Source organism: Pandoraea norimbergensis, from assembly GCF_001465545.3.
In the GTDB taxonomy this organism is placed as follows: Bacteria; Pseudomonadota; Gammaproteobacteria; order Burkholderiales; family Burkholderiaceae; genus Pandoraea; species Pandoraea norimbergensis.
The window spans coordinates 1,666,783-1,686,682 of the sequence record NZ_CP013480.3 but is presented as its reverse complement, the minus strand read 5'-3'; the positions used below and the strand labels follow the sequence as shown (position 1 = coordinate 1,686,682).

The 19,900-nt window shown below is 62.7% G+C and carries 18 protein-coding genes; 4 read left to right on the top strand and 14 right to left on the bottom strand.

The window, feature by feature from the left end:
- Window positions 1-24 precede the first annotated feature (24 nt).
- Window positions 25-675: an RlmE family RNA methyltransferase gene (locus AT302_RS07585; RefSeq protein ID WP_058377908.1), complete on the bottom strand. Its 651-nt coding sequence runs from the start codon at window positions 673-675 to the stop codon at window positions 25-27.
- 148 nt (window positions 676-823) lie between these two features.
- Between AT302_RS07585 and AT302_RS07580 the strand changes: the two genes are divergently transcribed.
- Window positions 824-1,324, top strand: a complete 501-nt coding sequence (locus tag AT302_RS07580) for a YhbY family RNA-binding protein (protein ID WP_058377907.1) — start codon at window positions 824-826, stop codon at window positions 1,322-1,324.
- 190 nt (window positions 1,325-1,514) lie between these two features.
- Here AT302_RS07580 and AT302_RS07575 read toward each other — a convergent pair whose 3' ends face one another.
- The 8 genes from AT302_RS07575 to AT302_RS07540 all read right to left on the bottom strand — a co-directional run bounded on the left by AT302_RS07575 (window position 1,515) and on the right by AT302_RS07540 (window position 11,498).
- A complete protein-coding gene (locus AT302_RS07575) occupies window positions 1,515-2,042 on the bottom strand; it encodes a DUF4149 domain-containing protein (RefSeq protein ID WP_084656083.1) in 528 nt (175 codons plus the stop codon).
- The gene (gene greA / locus AT302_RS07570; protein WP_058377905.1) at window positions 2,026-2,502 is read right to left on the bottom strand and encodes a transcription elongation factor GreA; all 477 of its coding nucleotides are present in this window, start codon (window positions 2,500-2,502) and stop codon (window positions 2,026-2,028) included. Before greA ends, AT302_RS07575 begins: the two co-directional genes overlap by 17 nt.
- Before the next feature lie 298 nt (window positions 2,503-2,800).
- The gene (gene carB / locus AT302_RS07565) at window positions 2,801-6,049 is read right to left on the bottom strand and encodes a carbamoyl-phosphate synthase large subunit (RefSeq protein WP_058377904.1); all 3,249 of its coding nucleotides are present in this window, start codon (window positions 6,047-6,049) and stop codon (window positions 2,801-2,803) included.
- Between the two features lie 18 nt (window positions 6,050-6,067).
- On the bottom strand, window positions 6,068-6,736 hold the full coding sequence (gene leuE, locus AT302_RS07560; protein WP_058377903.1) for a leucine efflux protein LeuE: 669 nt from the start codon (window positions 6,734-6,736) through the stop codon (window positions 6,068-6,070).
- Between the two features lie 30 nt (window positions 6,737-6,766).
- Complete coding sequence (gene carA, locus AT302_RS07555) at window positions 6,767-7,912, bottom strand: glutamine-hydrolyzing carbamoyl-phosphate synthase small subunit (RefSeq protein WP_058377902.1); 1,146 nt, start codon at window positions 7,910-7,912, stop codon at window positions 6,767-6,769.
- Between the two features lie 194 nt (window positions 7,913-8,106).
- Window positions 8,107-8,868 carry a FadR/GntR family transcriptional regulator gene (locus AT302_RS07550; RefSeq protein WP_058377901.1) on the bottom strand — a complete coding sequence of 254 codons (762 nt, stop codon included), beginning with the start codon at window positions 8,866-8,868 and terminating at the stop codon, window positions 8,107-8,109.
- Between the two features lie 222 nt (window positions 8,869-9,090).
- A complete protein-coding gene (gene treF / locus AT302_RS07545) occupies window positions 9,091-10,728 on the bottom strand; it encodes an alpha,alpha-trehalase TreF (protein ID WP_407668829.1) in 1,638 nt (545 codons plus the stop codon).
- A 2-nt stretch (window positions 10,729-10,730) separates the two neighbouring features.
- Complete coding sequence (locus AT302_RS07540) at window positions 10,731-11,498, bottom strand: SDR family NAD(P)-dependent oxidoreductase (protein WP_058377899.1); 768 nt, start codon at window positions 11,496-11,498, stop codon at window positions 10,731-10,733.
- Between the two features lie 353 nt (window positions 11,499-11,851).
- Here AT302_RS07540 and AT302_RS07535 point away from each other — a divergent pair, with 353 nt between their 5' ends.
- From AT302_RS07535 to AT302_RS07525, 3 genes are all read left to right on the top strand, one after another.
- Window positions 11,852-13,174, top strand: coding sequence for a C4-dicarboxylate transporter DctA (locus AT302_RS07535; protein ID WP_058377898.1), 1,323 nt, complete (start codon window positions 11,852-11,854; stop codon window positions 13,172-13,174).
- Between the two features lie 114 nt (window positions 13,175-13,288).
- The gene (gene alc, locus AT302_RS07530) at window positions 13,289-14,308 is read left to right on the top strand and encodes an allantoicase (protein ID WP_058377897.1); all 1,020 of its coding nucleotides are present in this window, start codon (window positions 13,289-13,291) and stop codon (window positions 14,306-14,308) included.
- Window positions 14,309-14,388: 80 nt separating this feature from the next.
- The gene (locus AT302_RS07525) at window positions 14,389-14,922 is read left to right on the top strand and encodes an ureidoglycolate lyase (RefSeq protein WP_058377896.1); all 534 of its coding nucleotides are present in this window, start codon (window positions 14,389-14,391) and stop codon (window positions 14,920-14,922) included.
- A 241-nt stretch (window positions 14,923-15,163) separates the two neighbouring features.
- Here the strand turns inward: AT302_RS07525 and AT302_RS07520 are convergent, their stop codons facing one another.
- The 5 genes from AT302_RS07520 to AT302_RS07500 form a co-directional block, all read right to left on the bottom strand.
- Window positions 15,164-15,571, bottom strand: a complete 408-nt coding sequence (locus AT302_RS07520) for a RidA family protein (RefSeq protein WP_058380173.1) — start codon at window positions 15,569-15,571, stop codon at window positions 15,164-15,166.
- Window positions 15,572-15,573: 2 nt separating this feature from the next.
- The gene (locus AT302_RS07515; protein ID WP_058377895.1) at window positions 15,574-16,044 is read right to left on the bottom strand and encodes an acyl-CoA thioesterase; all 471 of its coding nucleotides are present in this window, start codon (window positions 16,042-16,044) and stop codon (window positions 15,574-15,576) included.
- A gap of 14 nt (window positions 16,045-16,058) precedes the next feature.
- Window positions 16,059-17,702 carry an AMP-binding protein gene (locus AT302_RS07510; RefSeq protein ID WP_058377894.1) on the bottom strand — a complete coding sequence of 548 codons (1,644 nt, stop codon included), beginning with the start codon at window positions 17,700-17,702 and terminating at the stop codon, window positions 16,059-16,061.
- Between the two features lie 98 nt (window positions 17,703-17,800).
- A complete protein-coding gene (locus AT302_RS07505) occupies window positions 17,801-19,009 on the bottom strand; it encodes an acyl-CoA dehydrogenase family protein (protein WP_058377893.1) in 1,209 nt (402 codons plus the stop codon).
- Between the two features lie 13 nt (window positions 19,010-19,022).
- Window positions 19,023-19,886, bottom strand: a complete 864-nt coding sequence (locus AT302_RS07500; RefSeq protein WP_058377892.1) for an enoyl-CoA hydratase family protein — start codon at window positions 19,884-19,886, stop codon at window positions 19,023-19,025.
- Window positions 19,887-19,900 lie beyond the last annotated feature (14 nt).

Below are 19,900 nucleotides of genomic sequence, written 5' to 3'. Positions count from 1 at the left end.
GCCAGAGCGCTGATTTGACGGGCATCAAGCCGGATTTTTCAAACCCCGACCCAGAATGAAAGTTTCGGAAGATTTGTCGCGAGACGCCTTGGGCTTGCGCGGCGCCACGGTTTTGAACTGGCGTTTGAATTTTTCGACAATCTGGCTATAGCCGCTGCCGTGGAAACATTTGACCAGTAACGCCCCTTCCGGTTTCAAGTGCCGTTGAGAGAAATCCAGCGCCAGATCGCAAAGATGCTCGATCCGCGCCGCATCTGCCACCGCGACACCTGACAAATTGGGGGCCATGTCGGAAAGTACAAGGTCCACTTTCCGGCCTCCGACGATTTCTTCGAGCTGTTCGAGCACGCTGTCCTCGCGGAAGTCGCCTTGCAGGAAGGTCACATCGGCAATCGGATCCATCGGGAGAATGTCCAGCGCGACGATCGTGCCGTCGATGCCGCCGTCGGCCCGCTTACCTGCTGCGAGCTTGTTGCGGGCGTACTGACTCCAGCTGCCAGGAGTTGCGCCAAGGTCGACAATCACGTGGCCCGGCTTGATCAGCCGGTCCTGTTCATCGATTTCCTTGAGCTTGTACGCTGCGCGGGCCCGATAGCCCTCTCGCTGCGCCATTTTGACGTAGGGATCGTTGATGTGATCGTGCAGCCAGGCGTGGCTGAAACGGTTTTTTGCCATAATTCTTCAAAAACACTGCGAATTTGCAGGATAATACGCCCTTGCGCGCCCAAAATGCTGAGTCGGACCTGCCAGTGGCAGGCGCTCCGGTGATCGCTCCCAGGCGCATTCCTCTTCGTTTGTCTCGTTTGTCTCTCGTCTGTCTTCTATGTCTGCTTTGACCCTGACCCCGGCGCAACGCGCCGACCTGCGCTCCGCCGCCCATGCGCTGAATCCTGTCGTTCTGATCGGCGCCGACGGCTTGACGCCAGCGGTGCTCAAGGAAATCGACGGCGCCCTGAAGGCCCACGAACTGATCAAAGTCCGTGTCTTCGGTGACGAACGCGACGCACGCATCGCCATTTACGAAACCATTTGCGACCAACTCGGTGCAGCGCCGGTACAACACATCGGCAAACTGCTCGTGGTGTATCGCCCGACCCCGGACGAAGATGAAACCCCGGTGCGCGCACGCTCCGGCGGTACTGGCACCACCGTCAAGGGCCGCGCACCGCGCACCGTGACGGTCGTCAAGAACAGCCCGCATTCCAGTCGCCGCCCCGCCGTCAAGAAGATGACCGTGCGCGGTAACGAACGCATGACGGCCGGCGGTATCGTCAAGAAAGCCAAGAAGCGTCAGACGAGCGTCAAGCGTCAACGCAACGACTGATCCGGAGCATTCCGGATCGAAGCGAATCGAAGCGGAAAACACGCCGCTTCGCGCCTGACCGGGACGGAGGTTCGCTTTCACGATTCCACCGCCCCTAAGACAACGCGCCCGCACAATGTCGGGCGCGTTTTTTATTGGGCAACGAGTGTAGACAATTGATTGAAGTGTCCGCCCTCGCCGCCTGCGGCATTTAGCCGCGCACCGGCTGGCGCCAGATCAGCGCCACACCCAGCAAGCTTTGCAACAGATAGATAGCGCTGGAAATACCATGCAGCAAGCCGAAACGTGTTGCATACGGTGATTGCCCGATTTCGACGCCAGTGGCTTCCGCCGCCGCCCGCAATTGCGCCATGAACGGCTGCAACGCAAACGAGCTGATCAGCACACAGACCATCATCGCCACCGCCAGCCAACGCAGGCCGCGATAACGGCGTGCGGCTTGTTTGTCGGCCGTTCGGGCCACGAGGGCAGTGGCCAACCAGACTAGCAACACACCGCAAACCAGACTCAGCCACGCCTGCGTGTGAAACAGTCGACCCGCCACCGTGCCAGCCACCATGCGTGACTCAAGCACAGCGAACAGCGTGGGCGCGACGATATAGCCGATCGCCCATTGGCTGCCGCACCAGACGGTCGCCACCAACCGGAACAATCGTTCCAGTCGCGGCGCTCCGCTGGCCGACACCACGCCAGTCGTCATATCAGACGTAGCGGACATCGATGATCTCGTACTCACGCACGCCGCTCGGGGCCTGCACTTCGGCCACGTCGCCTGCATGCTTGCCAATGAGCGCACGCGCGATCGGCGAACTCACCGAAATCTTGCCGTGCTCCAGATCGGCCTCGTCGTCGCCGACGATTTGATACAGCACCGTGCCGCCGTTATCGAGATCTTCGAGTTCGACAGTTGCGGCGAAGACCACACGGCCCTCGGCATCAAGTGCCGCCGGATCGATGATCTGCGCGGCAGACAGCTTCGATTCGAGGTCCTGAATACGGCCTTCGATGAAACCCTGCTTTTCCTTGGCGGCGTCGTATTCGGCATTTTCCGACAGATCGCCTTGCGCACGGGCTTCCGAGATCGCAATGATCACGGCCGGACGTTCGATGGTCTTCAGGCGGTGCAGCTCATCCTTGAGCAGCTCGGCGCCCCGCTTGGTCAGAGGAATGGTACTCATGCGCGTTGTTCCGAAAGACAAAAAAATTGCCGCAGCAAAGCCGCATTCGCACTTTTTGCGAACGCCGCTTGACCGCGGCTGTGACACCTATATGGCGTTAGTGTAGCAGACTTGCCGTAGCTGCCAATCCAGTCACGCGTCGAAGTTCGACAGGTGACGAATCGCGCGGCAATCCGCACCACATAATGCATTTGGCGCGTAGGCCGGGGATGGGTTCCCCGGCCTACGCGCCATTTTTGCGACTTTCCCCGGCGCAGCCTGAACCGCGCCGGAGATCCGCCCTGTTACCGTGCCCCGATCAGACCTGGGCCGGCAGCAGCGCGTGCAGGCTTTGCAGGTCGTAGACCTCCAGGTTCTGCAAGTACTTCAGGCCTTCCACGGCAGCACGGGCGCCCGAGATCGTCGTGTAATACGTGACCTTGTGCGCCTGTGCCGACATGCGGATCGAGCGCGAATCGGCAATCGCCGTGCGGGTTTCGTCCACCGTGGTGAACACCAGCGCGATCTCGCCGTTCTTGATCATGTCGACAATGTGCGGACGGCCGTCCTTCACCTTGTTGACCACACGCACCGGGATCCCGGCGGCTTCGATCGCCGCGGCCGTACCGCGCGTCGCCACGATCGGGTAGCCGAGCGCGTGCAGCATGCGAGCGACTTCGACCGCGCGCGGCTTGTCCGCATCCTTCACCGTGAGCAGCACCGTGCCCGAGGCCGGCAGACGCGAGCCTGCGGCCAGTTGCGACTTGAAGAGCGCTTCGCCGAACGTGCGGCCCACGCCCATCACTTCACCCGTCGAGCGCATTTCCGGTCCAAGCACCGGGTCGACGCCCGGGAACTTCACGAACGGGAACACGGCTTCCTTCACGCTGAAGTAAGGCGGCGAGACTTCGCTCGTCACACGTTGTTCCTTGAGCGTCTGGCCGACCATCGCACGCGCGGCGATCTTGGCCAGTTGGCGGCCGGTTGCCTTCGAGACGTACGGCACCGTACGCGACGCACGCGGGTTCACTTCGAGCACGTAGATCGTGTCGACGCCGTTGCCCTGCTGAATCGCGAACTGCACGTTCATCAGGCCGACCACATTCAGCGCCCGGGCCATCGCGGCCGTTTGACGCTTGAGTTCGGCGACCGTTTCGGCCGACAGCGAGTACGGCGGCAGCGAGCAAGCCGAGTCGCCCGAGTGCACGCCGGCTTGTTCGATGTGCTCCATCACGCCGCCGATGTAGACGTCCGTGCCGTCGGAGATGCAGTCGACGTCGCATTCGATGGCGTCGTCGAGGAAGCGGTCGAGCAGCACGGGGCTGTCGTGGCTCACCTTGACGGCTTCGCGCATGTAGCGCTCGAGATCACGCGGCTCGTGGACGATTTCCATGGCGCGGCCACCCAGCACGTAGGACGGGCGCACCACCAGCGGGTAACCGATCTCGGCGGCCAGCTTGAGCGCTTCGTCTTCTGCACGAGCAGTGCGGTTCGGCGGCTGGCGCAGACCCAGATCGTGCAGCAGCTTCTGGAAACGCTCACGGTCTTCGGCCGCATCGATCATGTCCGGGCTAGTGCCGACGATGGGCACGCCGTTCGCTTCAAGATCGAGTGCGAGCTTGAGCGGGGTCTGACCGCCGTACTGCACGATCACGCCGACCGGCTTTTCGAGATCGACGATTTCGAGCACGTCTTCCAGCGTCACCGGCTCGAAGTAGAGACGATCCGACGTGTCGTAGTCCGTCGACACCGTTTCCGGGTTGCAGTTGACCATGATGGTTTCGTAACCATCGTCGCGCAACGCCAGCGCCGCGTGCACGCAGCAGTAGTCGAACTCGATACCCTGACCGATGCGGTTCGGGCCGCCGCCGAGCACCATGACCTTCTTCTTGTTGGTCGGCTGGGCTTCGCACTCTTCCTCGTAGGTCGAGTACATGTAAGCGGTGTTGGTCGCGAATTCGGCCGCACAGGTGTCCACGCGCTTGTAGACCGGGCGCACGTTCTGGGCGATACGCGCCTTACGCACGGCGGTCTGGTCGGTACCGAGCAGCTTGGCCAGGCGGCGATCCGAGAAGCCGCTTTGCTTCAGGAAGCGCAGTTCTTCGGTGGTCAGGCTCTCGAGCGTACGGCCGCCGAGTGCCTTTTCCTTCTTGATGATGGCTTCGAGTTGCGCGAGGAACCACGGGTCGATCGCGGTCTCGGCGTACACCTCTTCGAGGCTCATGCCCAGACGGAATGCGTCGCCCACGTACCAGATACGGTCCGGGCCCGGCTCGCCGATCTCGGCCACGATCTCGTCGCGGTCGGTCGACTTTTCGTCCAGACCGTCCACGCCGACTTCCAGACCGCGCATGGCCTTCTGGAACGATTCCTGGAAGGTACGGCCAATCGCCATCACTTCGCCGACCGACTTCATCTGCGTCGTCAGGCGGGCATCGGCTTCACGGAATTTTTCGAACGCGAAACGCGGCACCTTCGTCACGACGTAGTCGATCGTCGGTTCGAACGAGGCCGGCGTGGCGCCGCCCGTGATGTCGTTGCGCAGCTCATCGAGCGTGTAGCCGACCGCCAGCTTGGCGGCGATCTTGGCGATCGGGAAGCCGGTGGCTTTCGATGCGAGGGCCGACGAGCGCGACACGCGCGGGTTCATTTCGATGACGACCATGCGGCCGTCCTTCGGGTTGATCGAGAACTGGACGTTCGAGCCGCCCGTCTCCACGCCGATTTCGCGCAGCACTGCCAGCGAAGCGTTACGCAGCAGCTGGTATTCCTTGTCGGTCAGCGTCTGGGCCGGTGCGACCGTGATCGAGTCACCGGTGTGCACGCCCATCGGGTCGAGGTTTTCGATCGAACAGACGATGATGCAGTTGTCGGCGCGGTCGCGCACGACCTCCATCTCGTATTCCTTCCAGCCGAGCAGCGACTCTTCGATGAGCAGTTCGCGCGTGGGCGAGAGGTCGAGACCGCGCTTGCAGATCTCTTCGAACTCTTCGCGGTTGTAGGCGATACCGCCGCCCGAGCCACCCAGCGTGAACGACGGGCGAATCACCATCGGGTAGCCGCTGCCACCGATCTCGGCGGTGATCTGCGCTTGCACGGCGAGCGCGTCTTCCATCGAGTGAGCGATGCCCGACTTGGCCGAACCGAGACCGATCTTGGTCATCGCGTCCTTGAACTTCAGACGGTCTTCAGCCTTGTCGATGGCTTCCGGCGAGGCGCCGATCAGCTCGACCTTGTACTTGTCGAGCACGCCATGCTTGTGCAGATCGAGCGCGCAGTTCAGCGCGGTCTGGCCGCCCATGGTCGGCAGAATGGCATCCGGGCGCTCCTTGGCGATGATGCGCTCGACGACTTCCCAGGTGATCGGTTCGATGTAGGTCACATCGGCCGTATCCGGGTCGGTCATGATCGTCGCCGGGTTGCTGTTGATCAGGATGACCTTGTAGCCTTCCTCGCGCAGTGCCTTGCAGGCCTGTGCGCCGGAATAATCGAACTCGCATGCCTGACCGATGATGATCGGGCCGGCGCCGATGATGAGGATGCTCTTAATGTCTGTGCGCTTTGGCATAACGTTCTCAACAAAAATTTAACTCAGCGTCGCGGTCGCGAGCTTCACACCGAAGCCGACGAACAGCGCGCCCACGCCGCCGGTCGCCCCGGCGCTCAACCGGCGACGTCGCCGGAAGTGCTCGGCCAGACGGGAACCGGCCAGGATCAGCGTGCTCAGGTACAGGAAACTACACGTCTGCACGATCACGCCCAACACGGCAAACGACAGCGCCGGCCAGGCGTAGCCCGGATCGACAAACTGGATGAAAAACGACACGCAGAACAGGATCGCCTTCGGATTGAGCAGGCTGATGACCAGTGCGCGCCGGAACGGCCGGTCGGCATCCACCTGCTTCGGCGGCAACGCCGGTGCCGCGGGGTTCTCGCGCGCGGCACGGATGTTCTTCACGGCGCCGCGCAGCATGTTGAAACCCATCCAGCACAGGTAAGCCGCGCCGAAGTACTTCACCACGAAGAACAGGGCCGGCTGGGCGTGCAGCAGCGACGCGACGCCTGCGGCCGCGAGGGCCATCAGGATCGTGTCGCCGAGGAACACCCCGCAGGCGCCCGCGTAGCCTTGCCGAACGCCGCGCTGGGCGGCGACCGAGAGGACATAGATCGAATTCGGCCCCGGCAGCAGAATGACCACCACCACTCCGGCCAGATAGGTCCAGAGGTTGACGATGCCGAGTGAGTTTCCGAGCATGGTGCGTGTTTCCTGATCCGTTCGTCGCGCTCAGGCGGTTTGTTTCGCGTCGGCCATCGACTGCACGAAGCGGTCGAACAGATAGCCGATGTCGTGCGGGCCCGGCGAGGCTTCCGGGTGACCCTGGAAGCAGAATGCCGGGCGGTCCGTCAGCTCGAAGCCTTGCAGCGTGCCATCGAACAGCGACACGTGCGAGACGCGCGCATTGTCCGGCAGGCTGTTTGCGTCGACCGCGAAGCCGTGGTTCTGCGAGGTGATCACCACGCGGCCCGAGGCCAGGTCCTTCACCGGATGGTTCGCGCCGTGGTGGCCGGTCTTCATCTTGAGGGTCTTCGCACCGACGGCCAGGCCCATGATCTGGTGGCCGAGGCAGATGCCGAACGTCGGGATACGTCGCTCGAGGAACGTCTTCGTCGCGGCGATGGCGTAATCGCACGGTTCCGGATCGCCGGGGCCGTTCGAGAGGAACACGCCGTCCGGGTTCAAGGCGAACACGTCGTCAGCCGAGCTTTGGGCCGGCAGCACCGTGACCTTGCAACCACGCTCGGCGAGCATGCGCAGAATGTTGCGCTTGACGCCGTAGTCGAGGGCGACCACATGGAACTGCGGGTCTTTCTGCTCGCCGTAGCCTTCGCCCAGACGCCATTCCGTCTGCGTCCAGGAGTAGCGCTCGGTCGTCGAGACGACCTTGGCGAGATCCATCCCGGCGAGGCCCGGGAACGACTGGGCGAGCGCGATGGCCTTGCCTTCGTCGGCTTCTTCACCGGCGAGGATGCAGCCGTTCTGCGCACCCTTCTCGCGCAGAATGCGGGTGAGTCGGCGCGTGTCGATACCGGCGATGGCAACGACGCCTTCGTCTTTCAGATATTGCGACAGGGTTTTGTCGGCGCGGAAATTCGATTCGAGGATCGGAAGATCCTTGATGATCAGGCCGGCGGCATGGACTTTCGTGGCTTCGACGTCTTCACTGTTGACGCCCGTGTTGCCGATGTGCGGATACGTCAACGTGACGATCTGGCGCGCATAGCTGGGGTCGGTGAGGATTTCCTGATAGCCGGTGATGGCCGTGTTGAACACGACTTCGCCGATGGTGTGACCGGCAGCGCCAATGGCGTACCCACGAAAGACCGTGCCGTCAGCGAGCGCGAGAATAGCGGGTGGGAATGACGGCAGCACGGGAAACTCCTGAAGGGTTCACCCCGGCTGCCAGCCCCATCGTCCGCCGCGATGACATCAGCGCGGGCCCCGGAATTGCGCGGAATATGCGCACAGCGGATGCTCGGACTGCGGACGAGATGTCAGGCGGGTAGGCGCTAGGGTGAGGGTTAAATGACCAAAACCCTCAAAGTATAGCGCAAATCCCTTTCATCTCAAAGCTGAACGTGTGGAGTACCAGTACGCTCTGCGTTCTCCCTGGGGGCAAGGCCGCCGGCGGACGAATACGCAGAGGGGATAGGGAAGTGAATGCCCGCCCGCTGGGCCGCCAGCACGATATGGCGCTCCATCGCAGCCCCTGCGGCGGCGCCGTCGCGGCGTCGCAGGGCGTCGAGGATTTCCATATGTTCATGATAGGTAGAAAGCACGAGTTCGCGCTGATAGAACGGCAGGCGCTGGCTTTCCATGACGATTTCAGTGCTGCCGCGCAGGATATCGGCAATGGCGCCGTTGCCGGCGAGCCCGACGATGCGCAGATGGAACGCGAAATCGAGCTGTGCGGCCGTATCCACGTCGCCTTCGATCAGAGCAGCCTTCATCTCGTCGACGTTGTCGGTGAGCCACGCCATTTCGTCGGCGCTGGCGGCGTGGGCGGCCAGCCGCGCGGCGAAGCCTTCTAGCGCATAGCGAAGTTGATACGTGTCGGCGAGCGAAATCTGGTCGGCGAAGCGCCAGGCCACGCCGACGCGGGCCGAGGCGTCGCTCACGTACACGCCCTTGCCGGGGCGAATCGAGACCATGCCGAGGGCTTCGAGCGTCGAGAGGGCTTCGCGCAGCGAGGCGCGGCTGATCGACAGTTCTTCGGCGAGTTGGCGTTGCGACGGCAACATCGCGCCGGTCGGATAGACCTGACGCTCAATGCGCTCGCGGATGATGGCGACGGCAGCGTCGGTTACGGCGTGTGCCGAATGCTTCATGAGGCCTCACAAGTCGTGCGGGAATTCCGCGAAATACGCGCGGATCAGTATGGCGCATTGTACGACGCCAAATATCGGCGGATGCAGCGCCCTCCCATGGGCTGCAAGCGCTACCCGCCGGGCCCGCTGCGCGCCTGCTTCCCGCCTGCCTCCCGCCTGCCTCCCGCCTGCCTCCCGCCTGCCCGGCCGCCCTCACCACCGCCACCAACCCTGCGCTCGTGGTTACCCTCGCGGCCGCCCGCGCGCCAGTGCCGTGTGGGCATGATGTTCCGGATGGTCACCGAGCAGGCGCCGCACCACGCCGTTCGTCCAGCCGAAGCCGTCTTGCAGCGGATACTCTCCGCCCCCGCCGCCGCAAGCGCACATCGCGTCGCTCGTGTGCAGCGAGTACTTTTCCACCAGCTTGCTCTCCCGCGTGTAAAGCGCTCCGACCGTCGCGAGCCAGCGATGGGCGATCTCCGTGGCCAGCCGATTTTCGCCGTACTTGCGCAGGCCATGAATGGCGATCCATTGCAGTGGCGCCCAGCCGTTGGGCGGGTCCCATTGCTGGAGGCTCGACGTCTGCATGGATGTCTCTGTCGTGCGCAACCCGCCCGCCGCCATCAAACGATCGGCCATCGCCCGCGCCGTGCGATGCGCCTCCTCACGCGAAGCCATACCGACAAACAACGGCGCGGCGATCGCCGCCGTCAATTGCCGTCGAATCGCCCCGAGCTGCCAGTCATAGTCCATGAACGCGCCGTCGTCGTCACTCCAGAGATAGCGCGTCATCGCACGTCGGCGCGCTTCGGCGCGCGCCGCGAACGCCTGCGCTTGCTGCGCGTCACCGGCCGCTTCGCTCAGTCGTGCGATCTGTCGCTCCGTCGCGAAGAGAAAGCTATTCAGATCGACCGGCAGAATCGCCGTCGTGCGAATCGTCGAAAGATCGTTGGCGTCGCCGAGCCAGCGCGAACTGAAATCCCAGCCCGACGCTGCCCCGGCGCGCAGATCGCGATAGACCTCCCCCGCATGGCGCGCGGGCGCGTGCAGTGCCGTATTGACGTCTTCGAGATAGCCCTCCTCGCGCGGCGTGTCGCGTTCGTCCCAATAGCGATTGAGCAGCGCGCCGTCGGGCAGACGCACCAGATGACGGAACGTGTCACCGACGGCGAGCGAGTCCTCCCCTTCCATCCAGAAGGCGTACTCACGCAGCAGATGTGGCAAATAGCGGACCGCACGCGCCACGCCGTGCGACTCGAAGAGTTCGATCATCAAACCGTACATCGCAGGCTGCGACCGGCTCAGATAGTACGTGCGGTTGCCGTTCGGCACGTGACCGTACGTATCGATGAGAAACGAGAAGTTGTCGGCCATATTCACGAGCAGATCGTGGCGTCCGCTTTGGGCGAGGCCGAGCATCGTGAAATAGGAGTCCCAGTAATAGAGTTCGTGAAAGCGTCCGCCGGGCACCACGTAAGACTGCGGCAACGGCAGCAGCGAACTGTCAGCCGGATGCGCTTGCGGCAGCCGGGTCAGCACATCCCAGAGGCCATCGATATGCGCGACCAGCCCCTGTCCGGGGTCCGACACATAGTGGCTGTCGGGAATGCGCTCCATCGTGAAATGCCCGGAGACGAACGCCGAGAGATCGAAGCCGGGTCGGCTGGCGTCATCGCGATACCGCCGGAGAATCTCCACCGGCGCCAGCGTCGGCACGCAGTCCACGAACGTCTTGCTATCGGGGAAGATGCGTTGCGTCTGCACGGCGACAAACAACTCCTGATACCGATCGGCTGGCGTGAGCACATCCGACGGCGCGACATGCGCGACCTCTGGCGTCATGCCCCCTTGCGAGAGCGTGCGTTGCGCGGTGTCGGTCATGGTCATTGCTCCGAATAATTCCAGAGCAGCCCGCCATCGACGAACACCGTCGTCCCCGTCACGTAACTGGCTTCCGGCGACGCGAGAAACAGCACCGCGTTAGCCACTTCACTCGGATCGGCAAGACGGCCAAGCGGGATGTTGGCAAGCAGCGCGTCGAGTTCCGCCGGGTTCTTGAGCAGTTGCTGATTGATCGCCGTGCCAACCGCGCCGGGCGCGACGTTATTCACCGTAATGCCGAGCGGCGCGAGTTCGATGGCGAGATTGCGCATCATCATCTTCATGCCGCCTTTGCTGGCGCAATAGCTGGTGAAGTGGGGAAACGGCAACTCTTCGTGTACCGAACTGACGTTGACGATGCGCCCGCCGCGCTTCGTGTCGCGAAGGTGCTTCACAAAGGCCTGTGTGAGAAAGAACGCGCCTTTCAGGTTGATGTCCAGCACGAGGTCGTAGTCGGCTTCCGTCACGTCCAGAAAGGCGGCTCGGCGCTCCACTCCGGCGTTATTGACCAGCACGTCCAGCCGCCCCAATTGCTCGACCGCCTTCGCCACCACCGCCTGAACATCGGCTACGCGCCCAACGTCGCCAGCGATCACACAACCATCGCTACCCGCCGTGCGCACCGCGTCCAGCGTCTGCTTTGCCATCGTGCTGTCCTGCCGGTCTTCCACCACGATGCGCGCACCTTCCTGTGCCAGCCGGATGGCGATTGCGCGCCCGATACCCTGCGCGCTGCCCGTGACGAGTACCACCGTGTCTTTCATTCGCATGGCGTCTCCCTGACTTGTGTTTGCGACTTGTTGGGGATACCCAGTGCGACCCCGCGCCGGAAACCGAAGTTCCGGCCGTCATACCCGAGAAACCGTACGGGTTCAGCCTGCGAAACCCGCGTCTCGCGAGTCAGTCACGACCCTAGGGTATCCCCTCAGCGCGTGCGCCTTGACCGCCACATATTGACTTTCTAATATTCGCCATAACACCACTGGTCAGACCGGTATGACTTGTAACGATAAACTGGCTGATGGTGAGGAAAGCGCTGTACCGCAGAGCCCCCGAAAGAGCAATCCGTCGAAGTAGAGATCAACAAAATCCGCAAGATCTACGCAGGCAGAGGAGACACACCATGCCCAGGCTGTTCCGTTCGTTGTTTGGCCGAGTCGTCATCGCGTTGGTAGTAGGCGTGGCACTCGGCATCTGGTTTCCGCAATTGGGCGAGTCCTTGCGTCCGTTGGGCGATGGCTTCCTCAAGCTCATCAAGATGGTCATTGGCCCCATCGTCTTTTGCGTGGTCGTCAGCGGTATGGCGAGCGCGGGCGATTTGCGCAAAGTGGGCCGCGTCGGCGTGAAGGCCGTCGTGTACTTCGAGATCATCACCACCTTTGCGTTGGTGATCGGTGCCGTGCTGGCGTGGGTGACGCGCCCGGGTGTCGGTATGAACATCGACATTCGCAGCCTCGACCCGAGCGCGATGGCGGCGTACACCGAGAACGCCAAGAGTCTCAAAGACACCGCCGGTTTCCTGTTGAACATCATCCCCAACACGATTACCGACGCGTTCGCCAAGGGCGACATCCTGCAAATTCTCGTCTTCTCCGTGATGTTCGGCTGTGCGCTGGCTGCGCTTGGCGAGCGGGGCAAGCCGGTCGCACGTTTCATTGAAGACCTGAGCCACGTGTTCTTCCGCGTGATGGCGTTCATCATCCGTCTGGCGCCGCTGGGCGTGTTGGGTGCCGTGGCGTTCACCACTGGCAAATACGGTGCGTCGTCGCTCAAGCAACTGGGCATGCTCGTCTTTGTGTTCTATCTGAGCTGTGCCGTATTCGTGACCGTGGTGCTGGGCGGCGTGTTGCGTCTGGCGGGCTTCAACATCTTCAAGTTCATCAAATACTTCCGCGAAGAGTTGTCCATCGTGCTGGGCACGGCGTCATCCGATGCCGTGTTGCCGACCGTGATGCGCAAGCTCGAGTGGATGGGCATCAAGAAGTCCACCGTGGGTCTGGTCGTGCCGACCGGGTACTCGTTCAACCTCGACGGGTTCTCCATCTACCTGACGCTCGCGGTCATCTTCATTGCGCAGGCCACCAATACCCCGCTGTCGATCCACGATCTGATTCTCGTCGTGCTCGTATCGTTGCTGACGTCCAAGGGTGCGCACGGCATTCCGGGCTCCGCCATCGTGATTCTGGCCGCGACGCTGGCGGCAATCCCCGCCATTCCGGTAATTGGTCTCGTGCTGATTCTGCCGGTCGACTGGTTCGTGGGGATTGCCCGTGCGATCACCAATTTGCTGGGCAACTGCGTGGCGACGCTCGTCGTGGCCGCGTGGGAGAAAGACGTCGACTTTGCGAGAGCGCATCAGGTACTCAACGGCAAGCTGCCGTACGAGCCGGTGACGCAAGTGGCGGAAGCCGACGCCGCAGAGGTTGCGCCGGTTATGCAGCACTGATGCCACTGACAGCACCGACAAATTAAGCAAACGAGTCACTCAAGGTCGACTCACAACACTTTCGCCGACGCCCCCCCCACGGCGTCGGCCACTTCATCTGGAGTTCAACGCAACATGGCCCTCGCCCCGCAAGACCCGAACGCACCGGATTTCGTGCGCCGTTACGTCAATCTGGCTGATCCGCGTCTGGGTGCACAGGCACTGGTCGCCAGCGACGAATTCTTCGCGGCCAAAGAGCGCATGCTCAACCCCGACCCTGCCGTGTTCATCCCCGGCAAGTACGACGACAACGGCAAGTGGATGGATGGTTGGGAGACGCGTCGCAAGCGCGTCAACGGTTACGACTGGTGCATCGTCAAGCTGGCGCGTCCGGGCGTGTTGTTCGGCGTCGATCTCGACACCAGCCACTTCACGGGCAACTTCCCGCCGGCCGCCTCATTGGAAGGCTGCTACAGCCCCGACGGCGCCCCGGCAGAGAACGCCGAGTGGTTCGAGCTGCTCGCGTCGACCACGCTGCAAGGCAACTCGCATCACTATCACGACATCACCAGCCAGCGCCCGGCCACGCACGTGCGCGTGAACCTGTATCCGGACGGTGGTCTGGCGCGCCTGCGCCTGTATGGCTTGCCGCAGAGCGACTGGAACAATCGTTCGCGCGACGAGTTGATCGACCTGATCGCCATGGAAAACGGCGGCTACGTCGTCGCGGCCAACAACCAGCACTTCGGCTTGGCGTCGAACCTGTTGATGCCGGGCCGTGGCGTGAACATGGGTGATGGTTGGGAGACGCGCCGCCGTCGTGAGCCGGGTAACGACTGGGCGATCATTGCGCTGGCGCAGCCGGGCGAGATCGGCAAGATCGAAGTCGATACGGCGCACTTCAAGGGCAACTTCCCTGACCGCTGCTCCATTCAGGGCGCGTACGTCACGGGTGGTACCGAGCAGTCGTTGATTACGCAGTCCATGTTCTGGCCCGTGTTGTTGCCTGAGCAGAAGTTGGCGATGGACAAGCAGTTCTTCTTTGAAGAGCAGATTCAGAAGCTGGGTGCGATCACGCATATCCGGTTCAACATCATCCCGGACGGGGGCGTGTCGCGCCTGCGCCTGTGGGGCCGGTTGGGCGGAAAGCAGTAAGCAAAAGACAGAGTGCAACTGCCGCCCGCAGAGTCGGGCGGCGAGTGCGCGAGTGGATAAAACAAGAAGGAGAGCGTGATATGGCGGGTCCGGCATTGAAGATAGAGCGGTTGACGCGTGAGTCGTTTGCGGCGTTTGGCGACGTGATCGAGTTGGCGGGGGCGAAGCATTTCGCGATCAATGGCGGGACGACTGAGCGGTATCACGATTTGGCGACGGTGGATTTGGGGCCGGAGGGTGGCCGCACGTTGGTGAATGTGTTTCGAGGTCAGCCGCGCACGTTGCCGTACGAGGTGAAGATGTTGGAGCGTCACCCGTTGGGCAGTCAGGCGTTCATTCCGTTGAAGACCTTGCCGTATTTGGTGGTGGTAGCACCGGCGGGCGAGTTGGACGTGAGCCAGATGCGAGCGTTCGTCTCGGATGGTTGGCAGGGCGTGAATTACGCACGTGGTGTGTGGCATCACCCGTTGCTGGCGCTGCATGAGGTAAGTGACTTCATCGTGGTGGACCGGGGTGGTGAGGGTCACAACTGTGATGAGCAGGATTTGCCGGGATCGTATTGGTTGACGCAGGCCGAGTTGGACAAAGTGCAGGGCGAGCAGAAAGCTGCGTAACAGACAGAGACAGCCTTACAGGGGATCAAACAAGAACGCCAGACGATGTCTGGCGTTTTTGTTTGGCGGGAAGAGGAAATAAGGAGCGGAGGGGGCGGTGTCGCCGGAGGGACCAGCGCGGTGGATGAGGATAGACCGGAGCCCCTTCCCGAGGCGAGTTGAACACTGTCTGAGCAGCGGGAAGGGGCTTCGGTCTGTCCAGCGGGGAGGTTTTCCGTCCCTTCCCCGCTAGCGAAAAAAATCAGGCCGCAGGCACCACCGCGGTCACTTCGATTTCCACCTTAGCTTCGTCTTCCACCAGATCGGCCACTTCCACAGCCGTCATTGCCGGAAAGTGGCGCCCGATGACTGCGCGGTAATGCTCACCGATCGCCGGATAGTTAGCCACATACTCCGCTTTGTTCTTCACGTACCAGGTCATGCGCACGATGTGTTCCGGCTTCGCGTTGCCTTCCGCCAGAATCGCCACGATGTTTTCCAGCGTCTGACGCACTTGCAGTGCGAAATCGTCCGTCTCGAAGCGTTGCTGCGCATTCCAGCCGATCTGACCGCCGACAAACACGATGCGGCTGCCTACCGACATCTCGAACGCCATGCCGTTCGCGTAGCCGCGCGGTTTCGCCCACTCGGGCGGTTGCAGAACTTGCAGCATCAGGTCACTCCTTCAATTACAGAATCGGGTGCGGCAAAGCGCACAATTGCCGCGCGCTGGGCCGGGGGTACCGCGATGGGTGCGGGCTTGCCGCCCTCGCCTTTCGCGACCCAGACCAACACCAGCGTGGCTTGCAAACGCGTCTCGTCGTTTGCGCCCGCAAAGCGGATACGCAGCGTCATTGACGAGCGTCCGAGACGCGTGACTTCCAGCGAACGCGTCAGCGTATCGCCTAAAAAACTCGGTGCACTGAACCGGCATTCGACATTTGCCGTCGGCACGCCCAGTCCATCGCGCAGATGCATTTCGCCGAACGACAATCCTAGCCCTTCGGCGCACCAGTCTTCGACCAGATCGTTGATCATCTCGAAGTAGCGCGGATAAAACACGATGCCTGCCGGATCGCAATGCTTGAAGCGCACCAGCAGCGGCTTCACGAATGCATGCGTGGCCACGTCAGTCCCCGACATAGTTCACTCCTCCCTTACTGCGCCATCTGCCGCAGCTTGAAGCGCTGCAATTTGCCCGTTTCCGTGCGCGGCAGCGCGTCCACGAACTCAATGGCACGCGGATATTTATAAGGCGCGATGTTAGCCTTCACATACTCCTGAAGTGTCTTCACCATAGCCTCGTCACTCGGTTGACCCGGCTTGAGCACCACGTACGCCTTCACGATCTGACCGCGCGCGTCGTCGTTCGCCCCTACCACGCCGCACTCCGCGACGGCGGGGTGCTGCAACAGCGCCGACTCCACCTCCGGGCCCGCGATGTTATAGCCCGCCGAGACGATCATGTCGTCCGAGCGCGCCTGATAGTAGTAATTGCCCGCTTCGTCGCACATGAACGTGTCGCCCGGCAGATTCCAGCCTTGCTTCACATAGTTCTTCTGGCGCGAATCCGCGAGATAGCGGCACCCTGTCGGGCCCTTCACCGCTAGCTTGCCGACCTTGCCCGGCGGCAACGGCTGCATGTTCTCGTCGACGATCATCGCGATGTAGCCCGGTACCGGCTTACCGATCGCGCCCGGCACCACGTCGCCGTTCGCGGCCGAGATGAAGATGTGGATCATCTCCGTGCCGCCGATCCCGTCAATCATCTCAATACCCGACGCCTGCTTCCACAACTGGCGCGTCGCATCCGGCAACGCTTCGCCCGCCGAGACCGTCTTCTTCAGGCTCGATAGCGTGTACTTACCTACCAACCCGGCCATCTGACGGTAGAACGTCGGCGCCGTAAAACAGATCGTCGCGCGATAGTCCTGAATGGCTTGCAAGAGCGAGTCCGGCGTGAGCTTTTCGAGCAGCACCGTCGCCGCCCCCACACGCAGCGGGAACGTAAGCAAGCCGCCTGTACCGAAAGTGAACGCTAACGGGGGAGTGCCGCAGAAGATGTCGTCCGGCCCCGGTTTCAACACGTGACGCGGGAACAGATCGCACATCGCGAGCACGTCGCGATGAAAGTGCATCGTGCCCTTCGGTTGCCCCGTCGTGCCGCTCGTGAACGCGATCAGACAGACGTCATCCACCGCCGTGTCGCAAGCCTCAAAGCTCGCCGGCTGACGCGCCATGCGGGCCTCCAGTGAGTGCTCACCTGCGTCGTGGAAGTACACCGCCTGCGTCAACGCCGGACAGAAATACTCATGCCCCGTCTGGCGATTGAATTCCAGCTCTTCCTTCAGGCGGCCGTCGCACAGCGCGGCGCTGACTTCCGCCTTGTCGATGATTTGTTTGAGTTCCTTCGCGCGCAACAGCGGCATCGTCGGCACGCCGACCAAACCCGCCTTGATCACCGCGAGCCAAGCCGCCGCCATGAACAGATTGTTCGGGCCGCGCAGCAACACGCGGTTGCCCGGCACCAGTGCCATGTCGTTGCACAACACATGAGCAATCCGGTCGACCATCTCGCGCAGACCGCGATACGACGTGGTCGTCGGCTGGCCGTTCTCGACCGAGTAAATCGCCGGTGCGTCGCCGCGCCCTTGTGCAATCGTTCGATCGAGCAATTCCGCGGCGCAATTGATGCGCGCCGGATACGCCACGTCGGGATTGTCGAGCAGAAACTCGGGCCACTGATCGGCGGGCGGCAGATTGTCGCGCGCGAAAGTGTCGAGATGTCCAGATCGTTCCATGTGCTTCTCCTTGCCCCCGGTAATCCAGCAATGCAGCATGAGGTCGGCCAGTGGCCGGCGGTCAACGTGCCGTTAGCAACGTTCAGCCGTCTAGCCGTCTAGCCGTCTTTAAGCAGTTCGCGCGCGATGATCAGTTTTTGCACTTCCGTGGCCCCTTCGTAAATTCGCAGCGAGCGAATTTCACGATAAAGCCGTTCCACAATGGCGCCCGACACGACCCCGGCACCACCAAACATTTGCAGCGCACGGTCGATGACCTGCTGTGCCGATTCCGTCGCAAACATCTTTGCCATCGCGGCCTCGCGCGTGGTGCGCTGCCCCAGCACATCGCGCTGCCATGCCGCGCGGTACGTCAGCAGCGCCGCCGCGTCCACGGACGTCGCCATATCGCCCAGCGCTGCCTGCGTCAGTTGAAAGTCGGCGAGCGTCTGACCGAACATCTGGCGCGATTTCGCACGAGCCAGCCCTTCGTCCAGCGCACGGCGCGCGAAACCCAGCGCCGCCGCGGCGACCGATGCCCGGAAGATGTCGAGCGTCATCATCGCGACCTTGAAGCCCTGCCCCGCTTCCCCCAATCGCTGCGACGCCGCCACCCGGCAGTTGTCGAATTTGAGACGCGCGAGCGGATGCGGCGCGCTCACGTCGATACGCTCGGCGATCGTCAGCCCCGGCGTATCGGCGTCGACCACGAAGGCGCTGATGCCGCGCGCGCCCGGCGCTTCCCCCGTGCGCACGAACACGCAATAGAAATCGGCGATGCCGCCGTTCGAGATCCACGTCTTCTCGCCGTTGAGCACGTAGTGATCGCCGTCGAGTGTTGCCGTGCAAGCCATTGCCGCGACGTCCGACCCCGCCTCAGGTTCCGACAGGGCAAATGCCGCGATCGCCTCACCCGCTGCGACACGCGGCAGATAGCGCTGCTTCAGGTCGTCGCTGCCAGCGAGCGTGATGGCCCCGCTGCCGAGCCCTTGCATGGCGAAAGCGAAGTCGGCCAGCCCGTCGTGACGGGCCAGCGTCTCGCGCAACACGCACAGCGCGCGCGAGTCCAGTTTGTCGAGCGCGCCGCCGTGGCTGGCGGGCACGCAATACTTCAACCAACCCGCGCGACCTAACTGGCGCACCAGCGACACGCAGGTCGCATCGGTGTCAGCGTGATGATCGACATGCAGCTCTTGCGTGCACCACGCGTCGAGTTGCGTGCCGAGCTGGCGATGCGCCTCGTCAAAGAACGGCCACGCGAGGAAGTCGCCATTGCGGGCGTTCTGCGGGGTGCTGACGTGCACGTTGTGCGTCGTGTTCTGGCTCATCGTTTGGCTCGCCTCAGTCGCCCTTGAATACCGGCTTCTGCTTCGCGACGAAAGCGTCGTAAGCGCGGCGGAAGTCTTGCGTCTGCATACAAATGGCCTGCGCTTCGGCTTCGGCCTCAATGGCCTCGTCCACGCCCATGTTCCATTCCTGATGCAGCAGCTTCTTGGTCACGCCATGCGCGAACGTCGGGCCGCAAGCAATCTGATCGGCCAGCGTTTGCGCTGCCGAGAGCACCGCGCCGCCATCGTGCAACGCATTGAAGAAGCCCCATTGCAGCCCCTCGTCCGCCGTCATCACGCGCCCCGTGTACAACAGCTCCGATGCGCGGCCCTGACCGATCATGCGCGGCAGCAGCGTGCAGGCCCCCATATCGGCACCGGCCAACCCCACACGCACGAAGAGGAATGCCGTCTTCGTCTGCGGCGTGCCCAGACGCATGTCCGAGGCCAGCGCCATCATTGCGCCCGCACCGGCGCAAATGCCGTCGATTGCGCTGATGATCGGCTGCGGACACGCGCGCATCGCCTTGACGAGATCGCCCGTCATGCGCGTGAAATCGAGCAGTTCCGGCATGCGCATCTGCGTGAGCGGGCCGATGATTTCATGCACGTCGCCGCCCGAGCAGTAGTTGCCGCCCGCGCCCGTCACGACCACCGTCTTGATGTCCGTTGCGTAGACCAGACCACGGAACAGATCGCGCAGCTCGGCGTACGAGTCGAACGTGAGCGGGTTCTTCTTGTCGGGCCGGTTCAGCGTGATGGTGCCGATGCTCGGACGCCCTTGGGCGTCGTTCGACACCGACCACAGAAAATGCTTGGCCTCGAAGTTCGCGAACGGGCGCTTGTGGTGCGCCATGGTCAGTTTCACGTCACTCATTACCTTTGCCTCCT

What these genes read in the sequence shown, in the direction of transcription:
- AT302_RS07585 (WP_058377908.1), bottom strand. Translation starts at nt 675, where the DNA reads ATGGCAAAAAACCGTTTCAGCCACGCCTGGCTGCACGATCACATCAAC.
- AT302_RS07580 (WP_058377907.1), top strand. Translation starts at nt 824, where the DNA reads ATGTCTGCTTTGACCCTGACCCCGGCGCAACGCGCCGACCTGCGCTCC.
- AT302_RS07575 (WP_084656083.1), bottom strand. Translation starts at nt 2,042, where the DNA reads ATGTCCGCTACGTCTGATATGACGACTGGCGTGGTGTCGGCCAGCGGA.
- greA (WP_058377905.1), bottom strand. Translation starts at nt 2,502, where the DNA reads ATGAGTACCATTCCTCTGACCAAGCGGGGCGCCGAGCTGCTCAAGGAT.
- carB (WP_058377904.1), bottom strand. Translation starts at nt 6,049, where the DNA reads ATGCCAAAGCGCACAGACATTAAGAGCATCCTCATCATCGGCGCCGGC.
- leuE (WP_058377903.1), bottom strand. Translation starts at nt 6,736, where the DNA reads ATGCTCGGAAACTCACTCGGCATCGTCAACCTCTGGACCTATCTGGCC.
- AT302_RS07550 (WP_058377901.1), bottom strand. Translation starts at nt 8,868, where the DNA reads ATGAAGCATTCGGCACACGCCGTAACCGACGCTGCCGTCGCCATCATC.
- treF (WP_407668829.1), bottom strand. Translation starts at nt 10,728, where the DNA reads ATGACCGACACCGCGCAACGCACGCTCTCGCAAGGGGGCATGACGCCA.
- AT302_RS07540 (WP_058377899.1), bottom strand. Translation starts at nt 11,498, where the DNA reads ATGCGAATGAAAGACACGGTGGTACTCGTCACGGGCAGCGCGCAGGGT.
- AT302_RS07535 (WP_058377898.1), top strand. Translation starts at nt 11,852, where the DNA reads ATGCCCAGGCTGTTCCGTTCGTTGTTTGGCCGAGTCGTCATCGCGTTG.
- alc (WP_058377897.1), top strand. Translation starts at nt 13,289, where the DNA reads ATGGCCCTCGCCCCGCAAGACCCGAACGCACCGGATTTCGTGCGCCGT.
- AT302_RS07525 (WP_058377896.1), top strand. Translation starts at nt 14,389, where the DNA reads ATGGCGGGTCCGGCATTGAAGATAGAGCGGTTGACGCGTGAGTCGTTT.
- AT302_RS07515 (WP_058377895.1), bottom strand. Translation starts at nt 16,044, where the DNA reads ATGTCGGGGACTGACGTGGCCACGCATGCATTCGTGAAGCCGCTGCTG.
- AT302_RS07510 (WP_058377894.1), bottom strand. Translation starts at nt 17,702, where the DNA reads ATGGAACGATCTGGACATCTCGACACTTTCGCGCGCGACAATCTGCCG.
- AT302_RS07505 (WP_058377893.1), bottom strand. Translation starts at nt 19,009, where the DNA reads ATGAGCCAGAACACGACGCACAACGTGCACGTCAGCACCCCGCAGAAC.
- AT302_RS07500 (WP_058377892.1), bottom strand. Translation starts at nt 19,886, where the DNA reads ATGAGTGACGTGAAACTGACCATGGCGCACCACAAGCGCCCGTTCGCG.